The sequence below is a fragment of the Marinobacter sp. DUT-1 genome (assembly GCF_050379415.1).
In the GTDB taxonomy this organism is placed as follows: domain Bacteria; phylum Pseudomonadota; class Gammaproteobacteria; order Pseudomonadales; family Oleiphilaceae; genus Marinobacter.
Genome location: NZ_JBNRLS010000004.1, coordinates 392,604 through 411,772, shown reverse-complemented (window position 1 = coordinate 411,772; position 19,169 = coordinate 392,604). Strand labels below are relative to the sequence as shown.

The following is a 19,169-nucleotide window of genomic DNA, read 5'->3' as shown; positions in this document are numbered from 1 at the left end:
TCAACATGCCGAGAGAGATAACAGTGGCCACCCGGACATTACCCGCGTTCCGGATCGACAAGGTACTGGGTGCCCTGCTGATGATGTCCGTCATGGTGATGGTGTTCTGGAGCCAGGGCGTTGCAGCCCGTAGTCTCCCGGATTTTACCGGGCTGGTGGAGGAAAACTCCGGTGCCGTGGTCAATATCAGCACCACCACCGAACCCAAGGGTGGCAACACCGGTTTCGGAGGCATGCCCTTTGATGAGCGCCAGCTGGAACAGATGCCTGAATTCTTCCAGCACTTTTTCCGCGGTCCCCAGTCACCCTTCGGTGGCTCGCCCGGAGGCGCCCAGCCCCGGCGGTCTATGGGGTCCGGTTTCATTGTCTCCAGTGACGGCTATGTGCTGACCAACAATCATGTGGTCGAGGGTGCCGATGAAATTGTCGTTCGCCTGAATGACCGGCGCGAGTTGCCGGCCAAACTGGTGGGCACCGACCCGCGCTCCGACATGGCCGTACTGAAAATCGAGGACGGTGGCGACCTGCCCGTGGTCAAGGTTGGCAAATCCCGGGATCTGAAAGTTGGCGAGTGGGTTTTCGCCATCGGCTCACCGTTCGGTTTTGATTACACCGTGACCGCCGGCATTGTCAGTGCGTTGGGACGTTCCCTGCCCAGTGAAAACTATGTTCCGTTCATCCAGACCGACGTCGCCATCAACCCGGGTAACTCCGGCGGGCCCCTGTTCAACATGGATGGCGAGGTTGTCGGTATCAACTCGCAGATCTATACCCGCTCGGGGGGATTCATGGGCGTTTCCTTCGCTATCCCCATTGACGATGCCATGAATGTATTCCGGCAGATCCGTGACAAGGGCATGGTGTCCCGCGGCTGGCTCGGTGTCCTGATCCAGGAGGTCAACCGTGACCTGGCTGAATCCTTTGGTCTGAAGCGGCCCCGTGGTGCGCTGATTGCCGAAGTGATGGAAGGTTCTCCGGCCGAACAGGCAGGGCTGCAGTCCGGTGATATCGTGCTCGAGTATGATGGTGATGAAGTCCAATTCTCTTCGGACCTGCCGCCTATGGTTGGTCGTACACCGGTGGGCGAGACGGCCCGACTGACCGTCCTGCGCGGGGGCGAGGAAATAATGCTGGATGTGGAGATCGGACAACTGCCGAACGACGGCCAGGCACAGAGCCAGGCGCCGGCTGGCAAAAACGGAGGTTCCTCTTCAGCACCCCTGGGCATGACCATTGAACCGCTGCCTGCGGAACTGGCTGATTCGCTCGGGGTTCCGGGCGGTGTGGTGGTCACCGACATCGGCCGCGGCCCGGCGTTCGAAGCGGGAATTCGGCCCAAGGATGTGATCACCGAAATCAATCGTCGGGAGGTACGCTCGGTTGCCGACTTCCGGGAGGTAGTGTCATCCCTGCCGGAGGACCGGGCCGTATCGGTACGAATCGTGCGTCAGGGTCGGGCATTGTATCTGGTTATGAAGCCCTGATCCGGCCATCCTGAAACTGTAAACGCAGTCACATAGCCCCCGGGCCGGTCGGAGCGACAGGCCCGGGGGCTTTTGCTATACTCGCGCGAACCGAAAAAAAGAGGCCATGGAACGGACCCGGACCGATGATGAACAACAAGGAACTTCCCCTCCGCAGACTGCTGGAATTTCGCAACGCCTGGGTTGCCTGGCTGGTATTCGCCGTTGGTATCGCCGTAACGATTGTCCTGTGGCAGGTGTCCATCCGTCTGGTTGAAGATCGAACCGAGGCACGATTCCGGACCCAGTCGCTCCAGCTCAAGACCGCAATCGAAGAACGTCTGTTGAATTACGAACAGGTCCTGGCAGGCAGTGCCGGGCTGTTTGCCGTGGCCGGCGACGTCTCCCGGGACCAATGGCGCGAATACGTGGACAAGGTCGATATCAACCGCTATTACCCCGGAATCCAGGGCATCGGTTATGTCCAGCGTATCGGGGTCCGGGAGATGGCGGACCATATTGCCTCGGTCAGGGAGGAGGGTGTTCATGACTATCTGGTGAGCCCCCTGGGCACCGGCCCGTACTATTACCCCATGGTTTATCTGGAGCCGGGCACGGAACAGAACCTGCGTGCGCTTGGTTACGACGCCTTCAGCGACCCCAGTCACCGGCAGGCCATGGAAAGAGCGAGGGATGAGGCCCGACCCACCGTCACGCCAAAGGTGGTGCTGGTGCAGGAAGAGGTGGCCGAGGACCAGGCCAGCTTCCTGATGTACTATCCGGTCTATCAGGGCGGCGCCATTCCCGAGAACCGCGCCGAGCGTCGGATGATGCTGGCGGGCTATGTCTTCAGTGCTTTCCGCATGAACAACCTGCTCGACGGTATTGTCGGGCTGATTGCTCCCTTCCTGGATGTCAGGATCTATGACAACGGCATCATTAGTCGGGACGCGGTCATGTATGGCTCGAATCTGGGCTCCCTGGATAACGAGTTCAGTTTCGATATGAGCCAGACCATCACCCATGGTGGCCGTGACTGGCTGTTGCAGACCCGTTCCACACCGGCCTTCGATTACCTGGCCTCCGATCCCAGACCGCCCATCGTCCTGGGCAGTGGCGTGGTCATAAGTGTTCTGTTGCTCCTGTTCGTGCTGGCCCTGGTCCGTTCCCGCCTGATGGCCCAGATCACGGCCGGCCGTTACCGGGCCATTACCGAGGGTGCTGCCAATGTGACCCTGGTGATGGATCGCAATGGCCAGCCTCTCTATGCCAGCCCATCCAGTCTCGATATCCTCGGGTTCGAGCCGGAGAAAGTGCCTGAAATGGGCTTCGATGAACTGGTTCACAGCGACGACTGGCCACAGCTCCAGCGCGGGTTTGAGGAGTCAGTGAAGTCTCCGGGCAAACAGATGCCGGTCATCCGGGCCCGGATCCGGGATGCCGGCGGCCAGTGGCGGGATATGGAGGGTACCTACACCGCCATGCTGTCGGTGCCGGGGGTCAACGGTGTGGTACTCAGCCTGCGCGACCTCACCCAGCTCAAGGCGGCGCAATCGGAACTGCATCGACTGGCGTTTTACGACCCGCTCACCGGCCTGGCTAACCGTCAGCTGTTCCGGGACCGTCTCAACCATGTGGTTCGCCGTTGTCGCCGCAGCGGAGACTCGGCAGCCCTGATGTTCCTGGATCTTGACGGTTTCAAACGTATTAACGATACCCTTGGCCACGATGCCGGCGACGAGTTGCTGCGCCAGGTAGCCTGTTGGCTGGAAGGGTGTGTCCGGGAGGAAGATTCGGTCGCACGTCTGGGCGGAGACGAGTTCGTGGTGCTGCTGTCCAGAATCAGTGGCCCGGATGCCGCCGGCAAGGTGGCGGATACCATTCTGCGACGGTTGTGCCAGCGCGTTCGCCTCAATGACCATGAGGTTGGCGTCACCGTCAGTATCGGCATCACCATGGTACCCCATGACAGCGAGGATTCCGGCACGCTGATGAAATACGCGGACCTGGCGATGTACCGCGCCAAGGAAGTCGGTCGGAATACCTACCAGTTCTTCACGCCGGCCATGAATATCCAGGCCGCCCGCCGGCTTTTGCAGCAGGAAGAGCTGGCGACCGCATTGGATGAGGACCGCTTTGTCCTGCATTACCAGCCCAAGGTGGACCTGAACACCAACCGGGTGATCGGGGTTGAAGCCTTCCTGCGCTGGCACCATCCGGAGAAAGGTCTGGTGTCGGCCCAGCAGTTTATTGGGCTTGCCGAGGAAACCGGGCTGATCGTGCGCCTGGGTGAGCAGGCTCTGCGCCAGGCCTGTATCCAGGTGCAGGCGCTTGAGCGGGCCGGCTTCGAGTCCCTGAAAATGGCGGTGAACCTCTCGGTGCGACAGCTGACCGACAGCGGTTTCCTGGATATGGTTCGGCAGGTCATCACCGAAACCGGGGTCTCGCCGGAACGGCTGGAGCTCGAAATGCCGGCGGAATTGCTGAATGAGGATCCGCGCATGCTCCGGGAACTGCTGGTGGCCCTCAATGACCTGGGCGTCTGCCTGATCCTCGACGATTTCGGTACCGGTTCCTGCTCACTGGTGGCGTTGCAGCAGTTGCCGCTGGATGTAATCAAGATCGATCATCGTTTCATTCGCGACATTCCCTACAACGTCAGCGCCACCGATGTTGCGTCCGCCGTGATCGCGCTGGCCCGCAAGCTCCACCTGACAGTGGTGGCTGAGGGCGTGGAAACGCTCCAGCAACTGAGTTTCCTGAAAACCGCCGGTTGTGCCCAGTGCCAGGGCAATCTGTTCAGTTATCCCCTGGATGAGGATGCCCTGATCGGCTTCCTGATTCGCCAGTATGAGAAACCGCTGATTTCCTGATCATGGCAATGGCCGGCGGTAACCGGTAAAATCACGCCGTTCCCGGATCCCGGTAGCGGCCCCTCCGGGCTCAATCCTTCGTCTTAATTATGAGTATTCATTTTCTGTGACTGAACTGAGCCGAATCCGTAACTTTTCCATCATCGCCCACATCGACCACGGTAAATCCACCCTCGCTGATCGTTTTATCCAGATCTGTGGCGGCCTGACGGACCGTGAGATGGCCGAGCAGGTCCTGGATTCCATGGACCTGGAACGGGAGCGCGGGATCACCATCAAGGCCCAGAGTGTCACGCTCAACTACAAGGCCCGGGATGGTGAGACCTACAAACTGAATTTCATCGACACCCCGGGGCATGTGGATTTCTCCTACGAGGTGTCCCGTTCACTGTACGCCTGTGAGGGTGCGCTGCTGGTGGTGGATGCCGGGCAGGGCGTGGAAGCCCAGTCCGTGGCCAACTGCTACACTGCCATCGAGCAGGGTCTTGAGGTGGTGCCGGTCCTGAACAAGATGGACCTGCCCCAGGCCGAGCCGGACCGCGTGGCCGCCGAGATCGAGGACATCATCGGCATCGAGGCATCCGATGCCGTGCGCTGTAGCGCCAAGAGTGGCGTGGGCGTGGAAGATGTGCTGGAAGACCTGATTCGCAAGATTCCACCGCCCAAGGGCGACCGTAGCGCGCCGCTCCAGGCACTGATCATCGATTCCTGGTTTGATAACTATCTGGGCGTGGTGTCTCTGGTACGCGTCACCGAGGGCACCCTGCGCAAGGGTGACAAGATTGTAATCAAGTCCACCGGCAAGGCGTGGAATGCCGACAAGGTGGGTATTTTCAATCCCAAGCCCAAGGATACCGATATCCTCGAGGCGGGTGACGTAGGTTTTGTGGTCGCCGGTATCAAGGACATCCATGGCGCCCCGGTGGGCGACACCATCGTGCACCAGAAGTTCGCGGCAGAGACTCCGATGCTGCCCGGCTTCAAGAAGGTCAAGCCGCAGGTCTACGCCGGTCTGTTCCCGGTCAGCGCGGACGACTATGACGACTTCCGTGACGCCCTCGAAAAGCTGACCCTGAACGACGCCTCCCTGTTCTTCGAGCCGGAAAATTCCGACGCGCTCGGTTTCGGGTTCCGCTGTGGTTTCCTGGGCATGCTGCACATGGAGATCATCCAGGAGCGGCTCGAGCGCGAGTACGACCTGGATCTGATCACCACCGCACCGACTGTAATTTATGAAGTGGTGACCAAGCAGGGTGAGACCCTGTCGGTGGACAACCCGTCGAGGCTTCCGGATATTGGCTCCATCGAGGAGATGCGTGAACCGATCGTCGAGGCCAACATCCTCGTGCCGCAGGAGCACCTGGGCAACGTCATCGCCCTGTGCGAGGAGAAGCGCGGCGTCCAGAAGAACATGCACTTCATGTCTACCCAGGTGCAGCTGACCTACGAGTTGCCCATGGCGGAAGTGGTGATGGATTTCTTCGACCGGATCAAGTCGGCCAGTCGTGGCTTTGCCTCCCTGGACTACCACTTTGTGCGTTTCCAGCCGGCGAATCTGGTTCGACTGGATGTGCTGATCAACGGTGAACGGGTGGATGCCCTGGCACTGATCGTTCACAAGGAGCAGGCACACTACAAGGGGCGTCAGCTCATCGACAAGATGAAGGAACTGATTCCCAGGCAGATGTTTGATATTGCCATCCAGGCGGCCATCGGTACCCATGTGGTGGCCCGGGTGACCGTCAAGGCCCTGCGCAAGAACGTGACCGCCAAGTGTTACGGCGGTGACGTCAGCCGTAAGAAGAAACTGCTGCAGAAGCAGAAAGAAGGTAAAAAGCGTATGAAGCAGCTGGGTAATGTCGAGGTGCCTCAGGAAGCGTTTCTTGCCGTTTTGAAAGTCGACAAATAAACAGAAGGCATCCGGATGGATATCGATTTTCCCCTGGTTCTGGTAGTACTGACCTTTGCGACGGGTCTGATCTGGCTGGCGGACAAGCTCTTCCTGCGTGAACGGCGGCTTGCGGCCGCCCGGACCAGCAGCCCGGGCACCGGCCAGGAAGCTGAACCGGTATCCGCTGAAGAGGAACCCAAAGAACCCTACCTGGTTGACCTGAGCCGCTCGTTCTTCCCGGTTCTGGCCATCGTCCTGGTACTTCGGTCGTTCCTGGTTGAGCCCTTCCAGATTCCGTCCGGTTCGATGTTGCCGACACTGGAAGTCGGTGACTTCATCCTGGTCAACAAATACGCCTACGGAATTCGCCTGCCGGTGGCCGGCACCAAGATCCTGGAAGTCGGCAACCCCGAGCGGGGTGATGTCATGGTGTTCAAGTACCCGGAAGACGGCGAGACCAACTACATCAAACGGGTTATCGGGCTGCCGGGGGACCGCATCCGTTATCAGGACAAGCAGCTGTTCATCAACGGCGAACTGGTTGATACCCGGTTTATTGCCCGGCTGCCTCCGATGGAGCTGCGGCGGGAAGACCTCGGCGAGGTGGAGCATGATATCTTCCTCACCCTTGGGCGCCCGGGTAACTCCGGAGAGGGCGAATGGGTGGTTCCCGAGGGCCATTATTTTGTCATGGGCGACAACCGGGACAACAGTAACGACAGCCGCTACTGGGGCACGGTGCCGGACGAGCTGATCGTGGGCAAGGCCTTTGCGATCTGGATGCACTGGAAATCAATCACCAGTCTGCCATCCTTTGATCGTGTCGGTGGTATCGAATAACGCAGACTAATCTGGAGTGCAGTTATAATGAAGAAAAACAATCTCTCCACGATGGGGCGTCAGGGCGGCGCATCCGTCCTGACCATTCTGATCATGGTGCTGTTTTTCGGTAGCCTGTTGACCCTGGTGGTCAAGCTGGGACCGGTTTATATCGATGACATCACCATTCAGGAGGCCCTGGAGAGCCTTGATGGCACGGAGGGTCTCTCGAATATGGGGCCGGCGCAGGTGCTTACCCTGATCAACAAGCGTCTGAGCGTCAACAATGTGCGTGGCTTCGATCCCAAGCACATTTCAGTGGAGAAGAATGGCGAATTTGTCGTGATCAAGGTGGATTACGAGGTTCGTAACAACCTTTTCAGTAACGTGGATACTGTTATCCACTTCAAGCATGAGTATGAGTTGAAGGGCAAGTGAGTTCACAACCGGATCTGGATCAGCTACAGCGGCGCATCGGCTATCAGTTCAAGTCCCCGGAGCGGCTGCTGCTGGCGCTCACACACCGCAGTTACGGCAACCAGAACAATGAGCGGCTGGAGTTTCTGGGGGACTCCATCGTCAATATGGTGATTGCCGAGTACCTGTACCTGAACTTTGACAAGGCCCGGGAAGGGCAGTTGAGCCGGCTTCGGGCCCGCATGGTCAAGGGGGTGACCCTGGCAGAGATCGGCCGGGAGTTCGAGTTGGGGAAATACCTGCGGCTGGGTTCCGGTGAACTCAAGAGTGGCGGATTCCGCCGTGAGTCAATTCTCGCCGATGCCGTGGAGTCGATTATTGGTGCGATCTACCTGGACAGCGATTTCCATACCTGTCGCTCCCAGGTCCTGCGCTGGTTCGAGCAGCGCCTGAGGAACCTGGATCTCCAGGATACCCAGAAGGACCCCAAGACCCGACTGCAGGAGTATCTGCAGTCCCGGCAGTTTCCGCTCCCGCGCTATGACGTCATCTCGGTTGATGGTGAAGCCCATAACCAGACCTTCCATGTATCCTGCGCCCTGCCATCCCTGGACCGCAAGACCACCGGCACCGGCAGCAGCCGCCGTGTGGCCGAGCAACAGGCGGCCCGTAACGCCCTGAAAGAGTTGGGTGTGGAGAATTCCTGATGAATGATATTACCCGTCCCGAGAATCCCGACAGCCGTTGCGGATTCGTGGCCATTGTTGGTCGCCCGAATGTCGGCAAGTCCACCTTGCTGAACCATATTCTGGGGCAGAAGCTGAGTATTACGTCCCGCAAGCCCCAGACCACCCGTCATCAGGTGCTGGGCATCAAGACCGAGGGCCCGGTCCAGGCCATCTATGTGGACACCCCGGGCATGCACGAGGACGAGCCCCGGGCGCTGAACCGCTATATGAACAAGGCGGCTTCATCGGCCCTGATTGATGTCGATGTGGTGGTGTTCGTGGTGGACCAGCTGGCCTGGACCACCGCGGATGAAATGGTGCTGGAGAAACTTTCCAGAGTGAAGTGCCCGGTGATCCTGGCCGTCAACAAGGTCGACAAGCTGGAAAACCGGGACGCCCTGTTGCCGCACCTGGAGATGCTGTCGAAAAAGCGGGAGTTCGCGGAAATCATTCCGCTGTCGGCGCTGCGGGAAACCAACCTTGACCCCCTGGAAGAGGCGGTTGGCCGCTACCTGCCCGAGAGCGTGCACTTCTACCCGGATGACCAGATCACCGATCGCAGCGAGCGATTCATGGCAGCGGAAATTGTCCGGGAAAAGATCACCCGACAGCTGGGTGCCGAGCTGCCCTATTCCGTGGCGGTGGAGATCGAAGAGTTCAAGCATCAGGGCAAGACCCTGCACATTTCCGCCCTGATCCTGGTGGAGCGTGAAGGCCAGAAGAAGATCATCATCGGCGACAAGGGCGAGCGCATGCGTCGCATCGGCCAGGAAGCCCGTACCGACATGGAACGGATGTTCGGAGGCAAGGTCATGCTCCGGTTGTGGGTCAAGGTCAAGCGCGGTTGGGCTGACAGTGACCGGGCACTCAAAAGCCTGGGCATGAACGACTTCTGAGGCGTCTATGAGGGGGCCGGAGCAACAGGAGCCCGCCTATGTCATCCACCGCCGTCCGTGGCGGGAGACCAGCCTCATGGTGGATGTCTTCACGCTGAACCGTGGCCGGATGACCGTCATTGCCCGGGGCGCGAACAGTGCCAGGAGCCCGCTCAAGGCGCAGCTTCAGCCGTTCCAGCCACTTCTGCTGGACTGGACCGGGCGCGGTGACCTCAAGACTCTGACCCAGGTTGAAGTGCGTCCCGGGCCGGAGCTCAAACGCACCGCGTCGCTCTACAGCGGGCTGTACCTGAACGAATTGCTGCAACGTATCCTTCCTGTGGCCGACCCTCATCCGACCCTGTTTGCAGCCTACATTGATGCCATCAACGAACTCTCTGCCACTTCCGACATAGAACCGGTGTTGCGCCGGTTCGAGCAGACCTTCGCCGGTACCCTTGGCTACGATTTTGCCTGGGACCAAACCACCGATACTGGTGAAGCGGTCGAGGCCGGCCAGCGCTACTGCTATGATCCGGAGCAGGGCATCGTCTCTAAACCTTTCCAGGGTGTGCGTTTGCAGGATTTACCGGGTGAGGTTCTGCTGGCCATTGCCGCCGGAGATCTGGAATCTGTCGCGAGCCGCCGGTTTGCAAAACGGATCATGCGAGTCCTGATCGATTATCTGCTGCAGGGCCGCCCATTGAACAGTCGAAGCCTTTTCAGTCACCTTCGGGGAGAACACGATGAATCCTAGAGTCTTGCTTGGCGTTAACATCGACCACGTGGCCACTCTGCGCCAGGCCCGTGGCACCCGTTACCCGGATCCGGTGCAGGCGGCGATCCTTGCCGAGGAAGCGGGGGCCGACGGGATTACCATCCATCCAAGGGAAGACCGGCGCCACATCCAGGATCGCGACGTCCTGTTGCTGCGGGAAGTCCTGCAGACCAAGATGAACCTTGAGATGGCCGTGACCGACGCCATGCTGGCGTTTGCCGAGCAAGTACGGCCGGAGTGTGTCTGCCTGGTGCCGGAGAAGCGGGAAGAGCTGACCACCGAGGGTGGTCTCGACGTCGATGGTCAGGAAGCACGGGTCGCCAAGGCGTGCGAGCGGCTGGGTCGGATCGGAGCTGAGGTCTCCCTGTTCATCGACCCGGATCCGGTTCAGATTGATGCCGCGATTCGCTGCGGTGCGCCGGTGGTGGAGCTGCACACGGGCGAGTATGCCGAGGCAAAAACCGCCGCGGAGGAAGATGAGGCTTTCCAGGTTATCGCCAACGCCGTGGCCTATGCCCGCAAGAAGGGCCTGATAGTGAATGCCGGCCACGGCCTTCATTATCACAACACCGAGCGGGTGGCAGCGACCCCCGGCATCAATGAACTCAATATCGGTCACGCCATCATCGCCCGGGCGGTATTCACCGGCCTCAAGGAAGCGGTCGCCGACATGAAGGCGATTGTGGACCGGGCCTGCGGTCGCGCCTGACCCCGGGGTTCAGGGCGCGGTACCGGTCTGGTACTGGTCCTGCCTGAACAGCTGTTGCCAGTCGGTCTGCTCGCTCCAGGCGTGCAGCCGCTCCATGGCTTCCAGCAAGTGGTCCTTGTGGGCCTCCGTATCCGGGGCCGAGCACTTGAGGGCGGTTTCCAGCTGGTTGGCGGCGGCTCTCAGTTCCGGCACACCGCAGTAGCGGGTAGCGCCGTGGAGCTTGTGGACGCAGTCCAGCAAGCTGTCCATATCGTCCTCTGCCCAGAAGTCCCGGATTTTCTGCATATCCGGATAGAGTTGCTCGAGCAGCATGCTGAACAGCTCTTCCGCCAGGTCTGCCTTGCCGGCTGCCAGCTGGATACTCTCTGACACACTGACGCAATCCTGTTGCACCCTTCGCGAAGAGGGTCTCAGGGGCTGTCGGGTGTCACGGATCTCGGAAAAGTGAGCCTGTGTGCCCCGGTTGCCGCAGTCATACCCCGTGTAGTCCCGGATAATGGTGGTCAGCTCTGCGCTGCTGATGGGCTTGGCCATGTAGCCGTCAAAACCCTGCTTTGCCAGCGCTTCCTGTTCGTCGGCCAGGGCATGGGCGGTCAGGGCAATAATCGGCGTCCGGTGGCTGCTGGTGTCCAGTTCGCGGATTCGGGCCGTGGTTTCGACGCCATCCATGCCAGGCATCTGAAGGTCCATGAACACCAGGTCGAAGGGCTTCTGTCGGGCCTTGCTCAGGGCTTCGAAACCATTGCAGGCGGACTCTGCCTCCAGCTGACAGTCCTCGAGCAGGGTCATGACCAGTTTCAGGTTTGCTTCGTTGTCGTCCACGGCGAGTACCCTGGGGACGTTGGTCCGGGCTTGCCGTCCTGCGCCCCCGGAATAGCTGTCGATTGCCCGCCCGCCGGCGTTGATGCCGTGCACCAGCAACAGCAGTTCGTCATAGAGCGCGTTGCGGCACACCGGCTTGGTCAGGTGGCCACTGGAGAGGGCGGAAAGGCCCGCGTCATGGGTCTCCAGGGTCGGAGTGAGCAGCAGGGTCCGGCAGTCCCGCTCCACTTCCAGGTTGTGCAGCAGGTTGCGGTACTGATTGGAGTTGAGCAGGTTCCGGGTGATGCCGACAATGGCAACGGCGTAGCCGGCCTGGCTTTTCTGGGCTTCCTCGATCTGTTCCTGCATGGCACCGGAGGAGGCAACCCGATCCACCACCATGCCCCAGTCCCGGAGCATATGCTCGACGGCCAGCCCGGTGGTTTTCTGATGTTCCAGGTAGATGACTTTCTCGCCTCGCAGGGCATCCCTGGGGGTGGCGGCCTCGCCAGTGGCTGACAGCTCAGAGTTCAGGGTGAACCAGAAGGTGGAGCCCTTGCCCAGCTCGCTCTCCAGCCCGATCTGGCCACCCATTTCCTCCACCAGGCGTTTGGAGATGGCCAGCCCCAGGCCGGTCCCGCCATATTGCCGGGCGGTTGAGGCGTCCGCCTGACTGAAGGCGTTGAACAGGGACTGCTGCTGGGCCCGGGAAAGCCCGACGCCGGAATCGGTAATGCTGATCTTCACGGTCACCCGGTTGCTCTCCTGGTCCTCGTCCTCAAGGCTGGCCCGCAGCACCACTTCCCCGGTCTGGGTGAACTTGATGGCGTTGTTCACCAGGTTGGTGATGATCTGCTTGACCCTCAGCGGGTCTCCCATGACGTTGTCAGGCACATCGTTATAGACCAGCGGGGCCAGATCCAGGTTCTTGCTGTGGGCCGCCGGCGCCAGCATGACCATGACTTCCTCGATGATGTCGCGGAGCTGGAAGGGCACCCGGTCCAGGATCAGTTTGCCAGCTTCGATCTTGGAGAAATCCAGGATGTCGTTGATGATTGTCAGCAGGATTTCCGAGGATTTCCGGATGGTGCTGAGGTGATCCCGTTGTTGCCGGGGCAGGGGGCTCTTGAGCAGCAGTTCAGTGAAGCCGATAATGCCGTTGAGTGGGGTCCGGATCTCATGGGACATGTTGGCCAGGAACTCCGATTTGATCCGGCTGGCTTCCAGCGCTTCCTTGCGGGCAAAGTCCAGCTCGATGTTCTGGATCTCGATGGTTTCCAGGGTTTCGCGCAGGTCTTCGGTGGCCTGATCAATGTTCTGCTGCATCTCGGCCTGGGCCTTGCTCAGCTCCTCGGCCATGTCATTGAGGCCGGATTCCAGCTGCTCGAATTCCGGGCCGGCGCCGGTATGGACCCGGGTTTCGAGCTTGCCTTCCTTGAGCTTCGCCACCGCCTCGTTCAGCTCGAAGACAGGATCGGTGAAGGCGCGGCTGAGGCGCATGGCGATGGCCAGACTCAGGAGCACGCCGCCGAGTACCAGCAGCAGGGAAATGAGCATGGCCTTGTAGGTTTCTTTCTCGGTGCGCACATGGGACATCTCCACCGACACCCAGCCGAGCGGTTCTTTCAGTTCGCTCATGGACTGGCGGGCGTCGGGATCGAGCATGGTCTCGATCATCAGGTCCTGCAGGTACACCGGCGTCACGAAGCGGGTGCTGTCCTCACTGGCCATGCGGATGGCGTGGTCGGGGGGAAGGGCTTCGGACGCGGGAGCCTGTGAACTGCCCGGTCCGGTGTGCAGCAGCCGACGGCCATCGCTGCCATAAAAGGTGATCGAACGGACATCCTGTTCTTCCAGAAGGGCGTTGGAAAGGCTGCTCAGCAGGCTTCGGTTGGCAGTAAACAGCCCGTACTCGGAACCTGCGGCCAGCTGCCGGGACAGAGACTCCCCGCGATCGCTCAGCAGGCTCTCGATGTTGTTTACCCAGCTGTAGGTGAAGAACAGCCCGAGAATCAGGGTGGTCAGCATGGTGGGGACCAGAGTCACCACCAGCACTTTCTTGCGAATGCCCCAGCGCCGCATACGATTTTCCTGAAAATTGCCCTGCTTCGGGAATGAACCCGCAGTTACTTCCCTGTCAGAATAGATGATCCGGCCGGGACTGACTGTGGTATCTGTCCCGGACCAGGCAGAAAAAGTACAGGTTATAGCCGCCGGTCATGGATATAGCGAGAAGCTGTATTGGGATGCCGGGGCCATAACGCGTATGATTCGGAGCCAAAAGTGTACCACAGGGTTTTATTATGAATTTCCCCACCATTGAAGATTATGTTGGCCATACCCCGTTGGTCCGCCTTCAGCGCCTGCCGGGCGACACCAGCAATGTCATCCTGGCCAAGCTTGAGGGCAACAACCCTGCCGGCTCGGTGAAGGACCGGCCGGCAATCAGCATGATCCAGGAGGCCGAGCGCCGTGGCGAGATCAAACCCGGGGATACCCTGATTGAGGCCACCAGTGGCAACACCGGAATCGCCCTGGCCATGGCGGCGGCGATCAAGGGCTACCGCATGGTGCTGATCATGCCGGCCAACATGAGCGAGGAACGGCGGGCCTCGATGCGTGCCTACGGTGCCGAAATCATTACCGTCAGCAAGGAAGAGGGTATGGAAGCGGCCCGCGACCTGGCCCTGGCGATGGAAGCCGAAGGCAAGGGCAAGGTGCTGGACCAGTTCAGCAACCCCGACAATCCGCTGGCCCACTACCGCACAACCGGCCCGGAGATCTGGGAGCAGACCGAAGGGCGCGTGACTCACTTTGTCAGCTCCATGGGTACCACCGGAACCATTATGGGCGTTTCCTGCTATCTCAAGGAACGTAACCCCGACATCCGGATTATCGGTCTGCAGCCTAAGGAAGGCGCTTCCATTCCCGGTATTCGTCGCTGGCCCGAGGAATACCTGCCGAAGATCTACGATGCCAGTCGCGTGGACCAGGTGCTCGATATCGGGCAGGAAGAAGCCGAGGACACCATGCGTGCTCTGGCAGCCCGGGAGGGCATTTTCTGTGGGGTGTCCTCCGGTGGCTCGATCGCAGCGGCCCTGAAGTTGTCAGAGCAGGTTGAAAACGCCGTGATCGTGGCCATTATCTGTGATCGCGGTGACCGTTACCTGTCAACAGGTGTCTTTCCCGGCGCCTGAACCAGCCAGTAAGAGATTTCAGTATGAGTAGAAGACGCAGGAAGGCTCTGCCCAAGGAGCCCGTGCGCTGTGTGATTGAGTCCCTGAGCCACGACGGCCGGGGCATTGCCCGTAATGACGGCAAGACCCAGTTCGTCGACGGCGCGCTGCCCGGCGAGACAGTGATGGCGAAGATGGTTTCCACGCGCAGCAAATTCGACGAGCTGCGCACGCTGGAGGTGCTGGAAGCGTCATCCGAGCGCCAGAAGACTCCCTGTGAGTTTGCCGACCTTTGCGGCGGCTGCAGTCTGCAGCACATGAGCGGCGATGCCCAGATCCGGTTCAAGGAAGACACCCTGCGCCAGCATTTTGCTCATTTCGGGGGCATCGAACCGGAAGAATGGGTGGCGCCCATGCGTTCCGGGGCCAGCCTCGGCTACCGGCGCAAGGCCCGCCTGGGAGTCCGGTTCGTCAAGGCCCGGGAGTCCGTGCTGGTGGGGTTCCGGGAGAAGCGCAACAGCTTCCTGACCGATATTGACCGTTGTGTGGTTATGGATCCGCGCATCGGCGAGCGCATTCTGCCGCTGCGCGAGCTGCTGCACAGCATGGATGCCTTCGACCGTATTCCCCAGGTCGAGGTGGCCTGCGGTGACGACATGGCAGTCATGGTGTTTCGCAACATGGATGAACTCAGTGCCGGGGACCGGGAAAAGCTCATCGCCTTTGGCCAGGCCCATGACTTGCATATCTACCTGCAGCCCAAGGGACCGGATACCGTGCACCGGATCTGGCCGGAATCGGCGGGTCGGGACGATGAGCGGCTGAGTTACCGCCTGGACGAGTTCGATCTGACCATGCAGTTTCATCCCATGGACTTTACCCAGGTCAATGCAGGGATTAATCGAAGCATGGTACACCGTGCCGTGGAGTGGCTGGATGTCCAGCCGGGCGAGCGCGTGCTGGACCTGTTCTGCGGGCTGGGCAATTTCACCCTGCCGCTGGCCCGTCGTGGTGGCCAGGTCGTCGGCGTCGAGGGTGACGAGGCCATGGTGGTGCGCGGCCGGGAGAATGCCGAACGCAATGGCCTGGACAACGCGACTTTCCACGGCGCGGACCTGCATGGCGATTTTACCGGTCAGTCCTGGGCAAAAGAGGGCTTTGACAAGGTCCTGATCGATCCGCCCCGCTCCGGTGCGGAGGAGATCTGCAAATATCTGACGGCGTTCGGCGCCCGTCGAATTGTCTATGTCTCCTGCAACCCGGCAACCCTGGCCCGGGATGCGGGCGTCATGGTACGCAATGGCTACCGCCTGGTACGCGCCGGTGTGATGGACATGTTCCCGCACACCACCCATGTGGAGTCTATCGCCCTGTTCGAGCGGGCCGATCGCTGAACAGGATTGAGCGCGGGCAGGGATGTCCGCGACAACGAACAGGAACAACAAGACCGATATGGTAAAAGTTCGCGAAGATTATGCTGTAACGGGTGACGGCGAAGTCGACATCGAACGGTGCGTCAGCCACATCGCCTCGCAAACCCATCTCGAAGACGTTGACCAGTTCCGCCGGGCCTGTGAGAAATCGGCCGAGATCGATCTGCAGGCCTTCCGGGAAGACCGGCTGTGGGCGCCAGGCTCCAGCAGTTTCCGGATCGGACTGGAGATGGCCCAGGTGCTGGCGGAGCTGCACCTGGATCAGGCCAGTCTGGTCGCCGCCATCCTCTACCGGGCAGTGCGCGAGGAGCGGGTACCGCTGGAGGAAATCCGCAAGGAATTTGGCGATGAAGTGGCGGGGCTGATCAACGGTGTCCAGCAGATGGCGGCAATCTCCTCCATCCACCACCCGCTCAAGGGTAATGTGCTGGGCCAGAGTGAGGGCCAGCTGGATAACGTGCGCAAGATGTTGGTCACCATGATCGATGACGTGCGTGTGGCCCTGATCAAGCTGGCAGAGCGGACCTGTGCCATCCGGGCGGTCAAGAACGCGCCGGAAGAGAAACGCATGCGGGTCGCCCGGGAAGTTTTCGACATCTACGCGCCCCTGGCACACCGCCTCGGTATCGGTCACATCAAGTGGGAGCTGGAGGATCTGTCCTTCCGTTACCTCCACGAATCCGCCTACAAAAAGATTGCCAAGCTCCTGGACGAGAAACGCCTCGATCGGGAGGGCTACATCCGCCGGGTGATCGAAACCCTGCAGACGGAGCTTCGGGCCTCCGGCATCGAGGGCGAGCTCTCCGGCCGGGCCAAGCACATCTACAGCATCTGGCGGAAGATGCGCCGCAAGGGCATCGACTTTTCCCAGGTCTATGACGTGCGCGCCGTACGTATCCTGGTGCCCGAGGTGCGGGACTGCTATGCCGCGCTGGGGATCGTGCATTCGCTCTGGCGCCACATTCCCAACGAATTCGACGACTACATCGCCAATCCGAAAGAGAACGGCTACCAGTCGCTCCATACTGCGGTGATCGGGCCCGAGGGCAAGGTCATGGAAGTGCAGATCCGGACCCACAAGATGCATCAGGAAGCGGAACTGGGGGTCTGTGCCCACTGGCTGTACAAAGGTACCGACAAGCACAACAAGTCCACCGGTTACGACGCCAAGATCAACTGGCTGCGCCAGGTGCTGGAGTGGCAGGAAGAGCTGGGCGATCTGTCCGGTCTGGCCGATCACCTGAAGTCCGATGTGGCTTCGGACCGGGTGTATGTGTTCACCCCGGAAGGTCACGTGGTCGACCTGCCACAGGGCGCGACGCCGGTGGATTTCGCCTATCGGGTGCATACCGAAATTGGCCATGCCTGCCGGGGTGCCAGGGTCAACAGCCGGATTGTCCCGCTGACCTATCCGCTGAAGACCGGGGATCAGGTATTTATCCTCACCTCCAACAACCCGGCGCCGAGCCGTGACTGGCTGAACCCGAGCCTTGGCTATATCCAGACCTCCCGGGCCCGGGCCAAGGTGACGCACTGGTTCAAACAGCAGGACCGGGACCGCAATATTATCGACGGTCGCGCCATCCTGGAGGACGAGTTCAAGCGCCTGTCCCTGTATGACGTGGATCTGGAGGAGCTGGCCCGGAAAGTGAACTGCCATAGCTCCGCCGACATGTTCGCGGCAGTCGGGGCCGGGGATTTGCGCCCGACCCACGTGGCCAATGTGGCGCAGCAGATGCTGGAGCCCCGGTCCGCCCAACTGGGCCTGAAGCTGACCACCCAGCGCAGAAAGCCCTACGACACCGAATCGGATATCCAGATTCTCGGGGTGGGCAAGCTCAAGACCCAGGTGGCGAAATGCTGTAAGCCCCTGCCCGGGGATGCCATTGGTGGTTATATCACGGTGGGGCGGGGGGTGACCGTGCATCGCCAGGATTGCCTGACCTTCCTCAATCTCCGGGAGTTCGAGCCGAACCGGATCATCGAGGTGAACTGGGGCGGCAAACCGGCGGCGGTCTATCCGGTGGATATCGAGATTGAGGCCTACGACCGTTCGGGATTGCTGCGGGACATCACCCAGGTACTCTCTGCCTCCAAGAGCGATGTGCTGGCATTGAATACCCAGACCAACAAGGACGAGAATACCGCGACCATGACCGTTACCGTGGAAATCTCCAGTCTGGAGCAGCTGGCGCGGTTGCTGGCGCAGATCCGTAACCTGCCAAACATCATCGACGTGAGGCGCAAGCGCGGATGAGCTACACCATTGACGATCTCAAGACGCTGATGGCCCGTCTACGGGACCCCGAAACCGGTTGCCCGTGGGACACAAAGCAGACCTACGGCACCATCGTACCGCACACCATCGAAGAGGCCTACGAGGTGGCAGATGCCATCGAACGTGGTGACTACCCCCACCTGAAGGACGAGCTGGGCGACCTGCTGTTCCAGGTCATCTTCTATGCCCAGCTCGGGCGGGAGGACGGCCACTTCGATTTCGATGCCATTGTCGATCACCTGGTGCGCAAGCTGGTAAGGCGTCACCCCCATGTCTTTCCCGAGGGCACACTGGAGAGCCGCATTGACCCCGATAACCGGCCCGGTGAAGCCTGGATCAAGGAAAGCTGGGAGCGCATCAAGGCCGAAGAGCGTGCCGACAAGCCCGAGACCGGGGAGTCGGTCAGTCGCCTGGACGGCATCGCCCGCACCCTGCCGGCCATGGCCCGGGCAGAGAAGCTCCAGCGTCGGGCCGCCCGCCACGGTTTTGACTGGCCGGACATCTCGCCGGTGTTTGACAAGCTCCACGAGGAAATCGATGAACTCAAGGAAGCCTGGCAGGACGCCGAGACTGGTACCGGTGATCGTGATGCTGTCGAGGATGAACTGGGGGACCTGCTCTTTGTCTGCGTCAACCTGGCACGGTTCATGAAGGTAAATCCGGAGCAGGCCCTCAAACGCACCAATCATAAATTCGAGTCCCGGTTCCGGGCCATCGAGCAGGTGCTGGCGCAGGAGGGTCGCGACATGGACGAGGAGTCCCTCGAGGCGCTGGATGCCATCTGGCAGGCGGTAAAAGGCGTCGAGAAGGATCGCTCCGGGCACTGAGGACCTGTCTCCGGTAAGTACAATCCGTTACCAATCCGGTGGTTCCCAAACCCGAGGCTTCGTCTACACTTCCGGTAACGGACGCACGACTTCAGTGCGCC

The 19,169-nt window shown here is 60.5% G+C and carries 14 protein-coding genes; 13 read left to right on the top strand and 1 reads right to left on the bottom strand.

Going from position 1 to position 19,169, the window contains the following annotated elements; genetic code table 11:
* Positions 1–5 precede the first annotated feature (5 nt).
* The 9 genes from ACQUTG_RS15095 to pdxJ all read left to right on the top strand — a co-directional run bounded on the left by ACQUTG_RS15095 (position 6) and on the right by pdxJ (position 10,553).
* On the top strand, positions 6–1,484 hold the full coding sequence (locus ACQUTG_RS15095; RefSeq protein WP_428920199.1) for a DegQ family serine endoprotease: 1,479 nt from the start codon (positions 6–8) through the stop codon (positions 1,482–1,484).
* Positions 1,485–1,609: 125 nt separating this feature from the next.
* Positions 1,610–4,336 carry a bifunctional diguanylate cyclase/phosphodiesterase gene (locus tag ACQUTG_RS15090; RefSeq protein ID WP_428920198.1) on the top strand — a complete coding sequence of 909 codons (2,727 nt, stop codon included), beginning with the start codon at positions 1,610–1,612 and terminating at the stop codon, positions 4,334–4,336.
* A 106-nt stretch (positions 4,337–4,442) separates the two neighbouring features.
* Positions 4,443–6,245, top strand: coding sequence for a translation elongation factor 4 (lepA, locus tag ACQUTG_RS15085; protein ID WP_428920197.1), 1,803 nt, complete (start codon positions 4,443–4,445; stop codon positions 6,243–6,245).
* A gap of 15 nt (positions 6,246–6,260) precedes the next feature.
* Entirely contained in the window at positions 6,261–7,067 is an 807-nt protein-coding gene (lepB, locus tag ACQUTG_RS15080; RefSeq protein ID WP_428920196.1) for a signal peptidase I, read from the top strand.
* 27 nt (positions 7,068–7,094) lie between these two features.
* Entirely contained in the window at positions 7,095–7,484 is a 390-nt protein-coding gene (locus tag ACQUTG_RS15075) for a DUF4845 domain-containing protein (RefSeq protein WP_113861046.1), read from the top strand.
* Positions 7,481–8,170 (top strand): ribonuclease III, encoded by a 690-nt coding sequence (gene rnc, locus ACQUTG_RS15070; RefSeq protein WP_428920195.1) that lies wholly within the window; start codon positions 7,481–7,483, stop codon positions 8,168–8,170. Before ACQUTG_RS15075 ends, rnc begins: the two co-directional genes overlap by 4 nt.
* A complete protein-coding gene (gene era, locus ACQUTG_RS15065; RefSeq protein WP_428920194.1) occupies positions 8,170–9,087 on the top strand; it encodes a GTPase Era in 918 nt (305 codons plus the stop codon). Before rnc ends, era begins: the two co-directional genes overlap by 1 nt.
* 7 nt (positions 9,088–9,094) lie before the next feature.
* Positions 9,095–9,823 carry a DNA repair protein RecO gene (recO, locus tag ACQUTG_RS15060; RefSeq protein WP_428920193.1) on the top strand — a complete coding sequence of 243 codons (729 nt, stop codon included), beginning with the start codon at positions 9,095–9,097 and terminating at the stop codon, positions 9,821–9,823.
* On the top strand, positions 9,813–10,553 hold the full coding sequence (gene pdxJ, locus ACQUTG_RS15055; protein WP_428920192.1) for a pyridoxine 5'-phosphate synthase: 741 nt from the start codon (positions 9,813–9,815) through the stop codon (positions 10,551–10,553). Before recO ends, pdxJ begins: the two co-directional genes overlap by 11 nt.
* Before the next feature lie 9 nt (positions 10,554–10,562).
* Here the strand turns inward: pdxJ and ACQUTG_RS15050 are convergent, their stop codons facing one another.
* Positions 10,563–13,436, bottom strand: coding sequence for an ATP-binding protein (locus ACQUTG_RS15050; protein WP_428920191.1), 2,874 nt, complete (start codon positions 13,434–13,436; stop codon positions 10,563–10,565).
* 221 nt (positions 13,437–13,657) lie between these two features.
* Between ACQUTG_RS15050 and cysM the strand changes: the two genes are divergently transcribed.
* The 4 genes from cysM to mazG are packed head-to-tail and all read left to right on the top strand — an operon-like array spanning position 13,658 to position 19,068.
* A complete protein-coding gene (gene cysM, locus ACQUTG_RS15045) occupies positions 13,658–14,551 on the top strand; it encodes a cysteine synthase CysM (RefSeq protein WP_428920190.1) in 894 nt (297 codons plus the stop codon).
* A 23-nt stretch (positions 14,552–14,574) separates the two neighbouring features.
* On the top strand, positions 14,575–15,924 hold the full coding sequence (rlmD, locus tag ACQUTG_RS15040; RefSeq protein WP_428920189.1) for a 23S rRNA (uracil(1939)-C(5))-methyltransferase RlmD: 1,350 nt from the start codon (positions 14,575–14,577) through the stop codon (positions 15,922–15,924).
* A 58-nt stretch (positions 15,925–15,982) separates the two neighbouring features.
* Positions 15,983–18,220, top strand: a complete 2,238-nt coding sequence (relA, locus tag ACQUTG_RS15035) for a GTP diphosphokinase (protein WP_428920188.1) — start codon at positions 15,983–15,985, stop codon at positions 18,218–18,220.
* The gene (gene mazG / locus ACQUTG_RS15030; RefSeq protein WP_428920187.1) at positions 18,217–19,068 is read left to right on the top strand and encodes a nucleoside triphosphate pyrophosphohydrolase; all 852 of its coding nucleotides are present in this window, start codon (positions 18,217–18,219) and stop codon (positions 19,066–19,068) included. The genes relA and mazG overlap by 4 nt, the downstream gene beginning before the upstream one ends.
* Positions 19,069–19,169 lie beyond the last annotated feature (101 nt).

Coding starts and splice junctions, on each gene's coding strand:
- ACQUTG_RS15095 (WP_428920199.1), top strand. CDS start 6: ATGCCGAGAGAGATAACAGTGGCCACCCGGACATTACCCGCGTTCCGG.
- ACQUTG_RS15090 (WP_428920198.1), top strand. CDS start 1,610: ATGATGAACAACAAGGAACTTCCCCTCCGCAGACTGCTGGAATTTCGC.
- lepB (WP_428920196.1), top strand. CDS start 6,261: ATGGATATCGATTTTCCCCTGGTTCTGGTAGTACTGACCTTTGCGACG.
- ACQUTG_RS15075 (WP_113861046.1), top strand. CDS start 7,095: ATGAAGAAAAACAATCTCTCCACGATGGGGCGTCAGGGCGGCGCATCC.
- era (WP_428920194.1), top strand. CDS start 8,170: ATGAATGATATTACCCGTCCCGAGAATCCCGACAGCCGTTGCGGATTC.
- recO (WP_428920193.1), top strand. CDS start 9,095: ATGAGGGGGCCGGAGCAACAGGAGCCCGCCTATGTCATCCACCGCCGT.
- pdxJ (WP_428920192.1), top strand. CDS start 9,813: ATGAATCCTAGAGTCTTGCTTGGCGTTAACATCGACCACGTGGCCACT.
- ACQUTG_RS15050 (WP_428920191.1), bottom strand. CDS start 13,436: ATGCGGCGCTGGGGCATTCGCAAGAAAGTGCTGGTGGTGACTCTGGTC.
- cysM (WP_428920190.1), top strand. CDS start 13,658: ATGAATTTCCCCACCATTGAAGATTATGTTGGCCATACCCCGTTGGTC.
- rlmD (WP_428920189.1), top strand. CDS start 14,575: ATGAGTAGAAGACGCAGGAAGGCTCTGCCCAAGGAGCCCGTGCGCTGT.
- relA (WP_428920188.1), top strand. CDS start 15,983: ATGGTAAAAGTTCGCGAAGATTATGCTGTAACGGGTGACGGCGAAGTC.
- mazG (WP_428920187.1), top strand. CDS start 18,217: ATGAGCTACACCATTGACGATCTCAAGACGCTGATGGCCCGTCTACGG.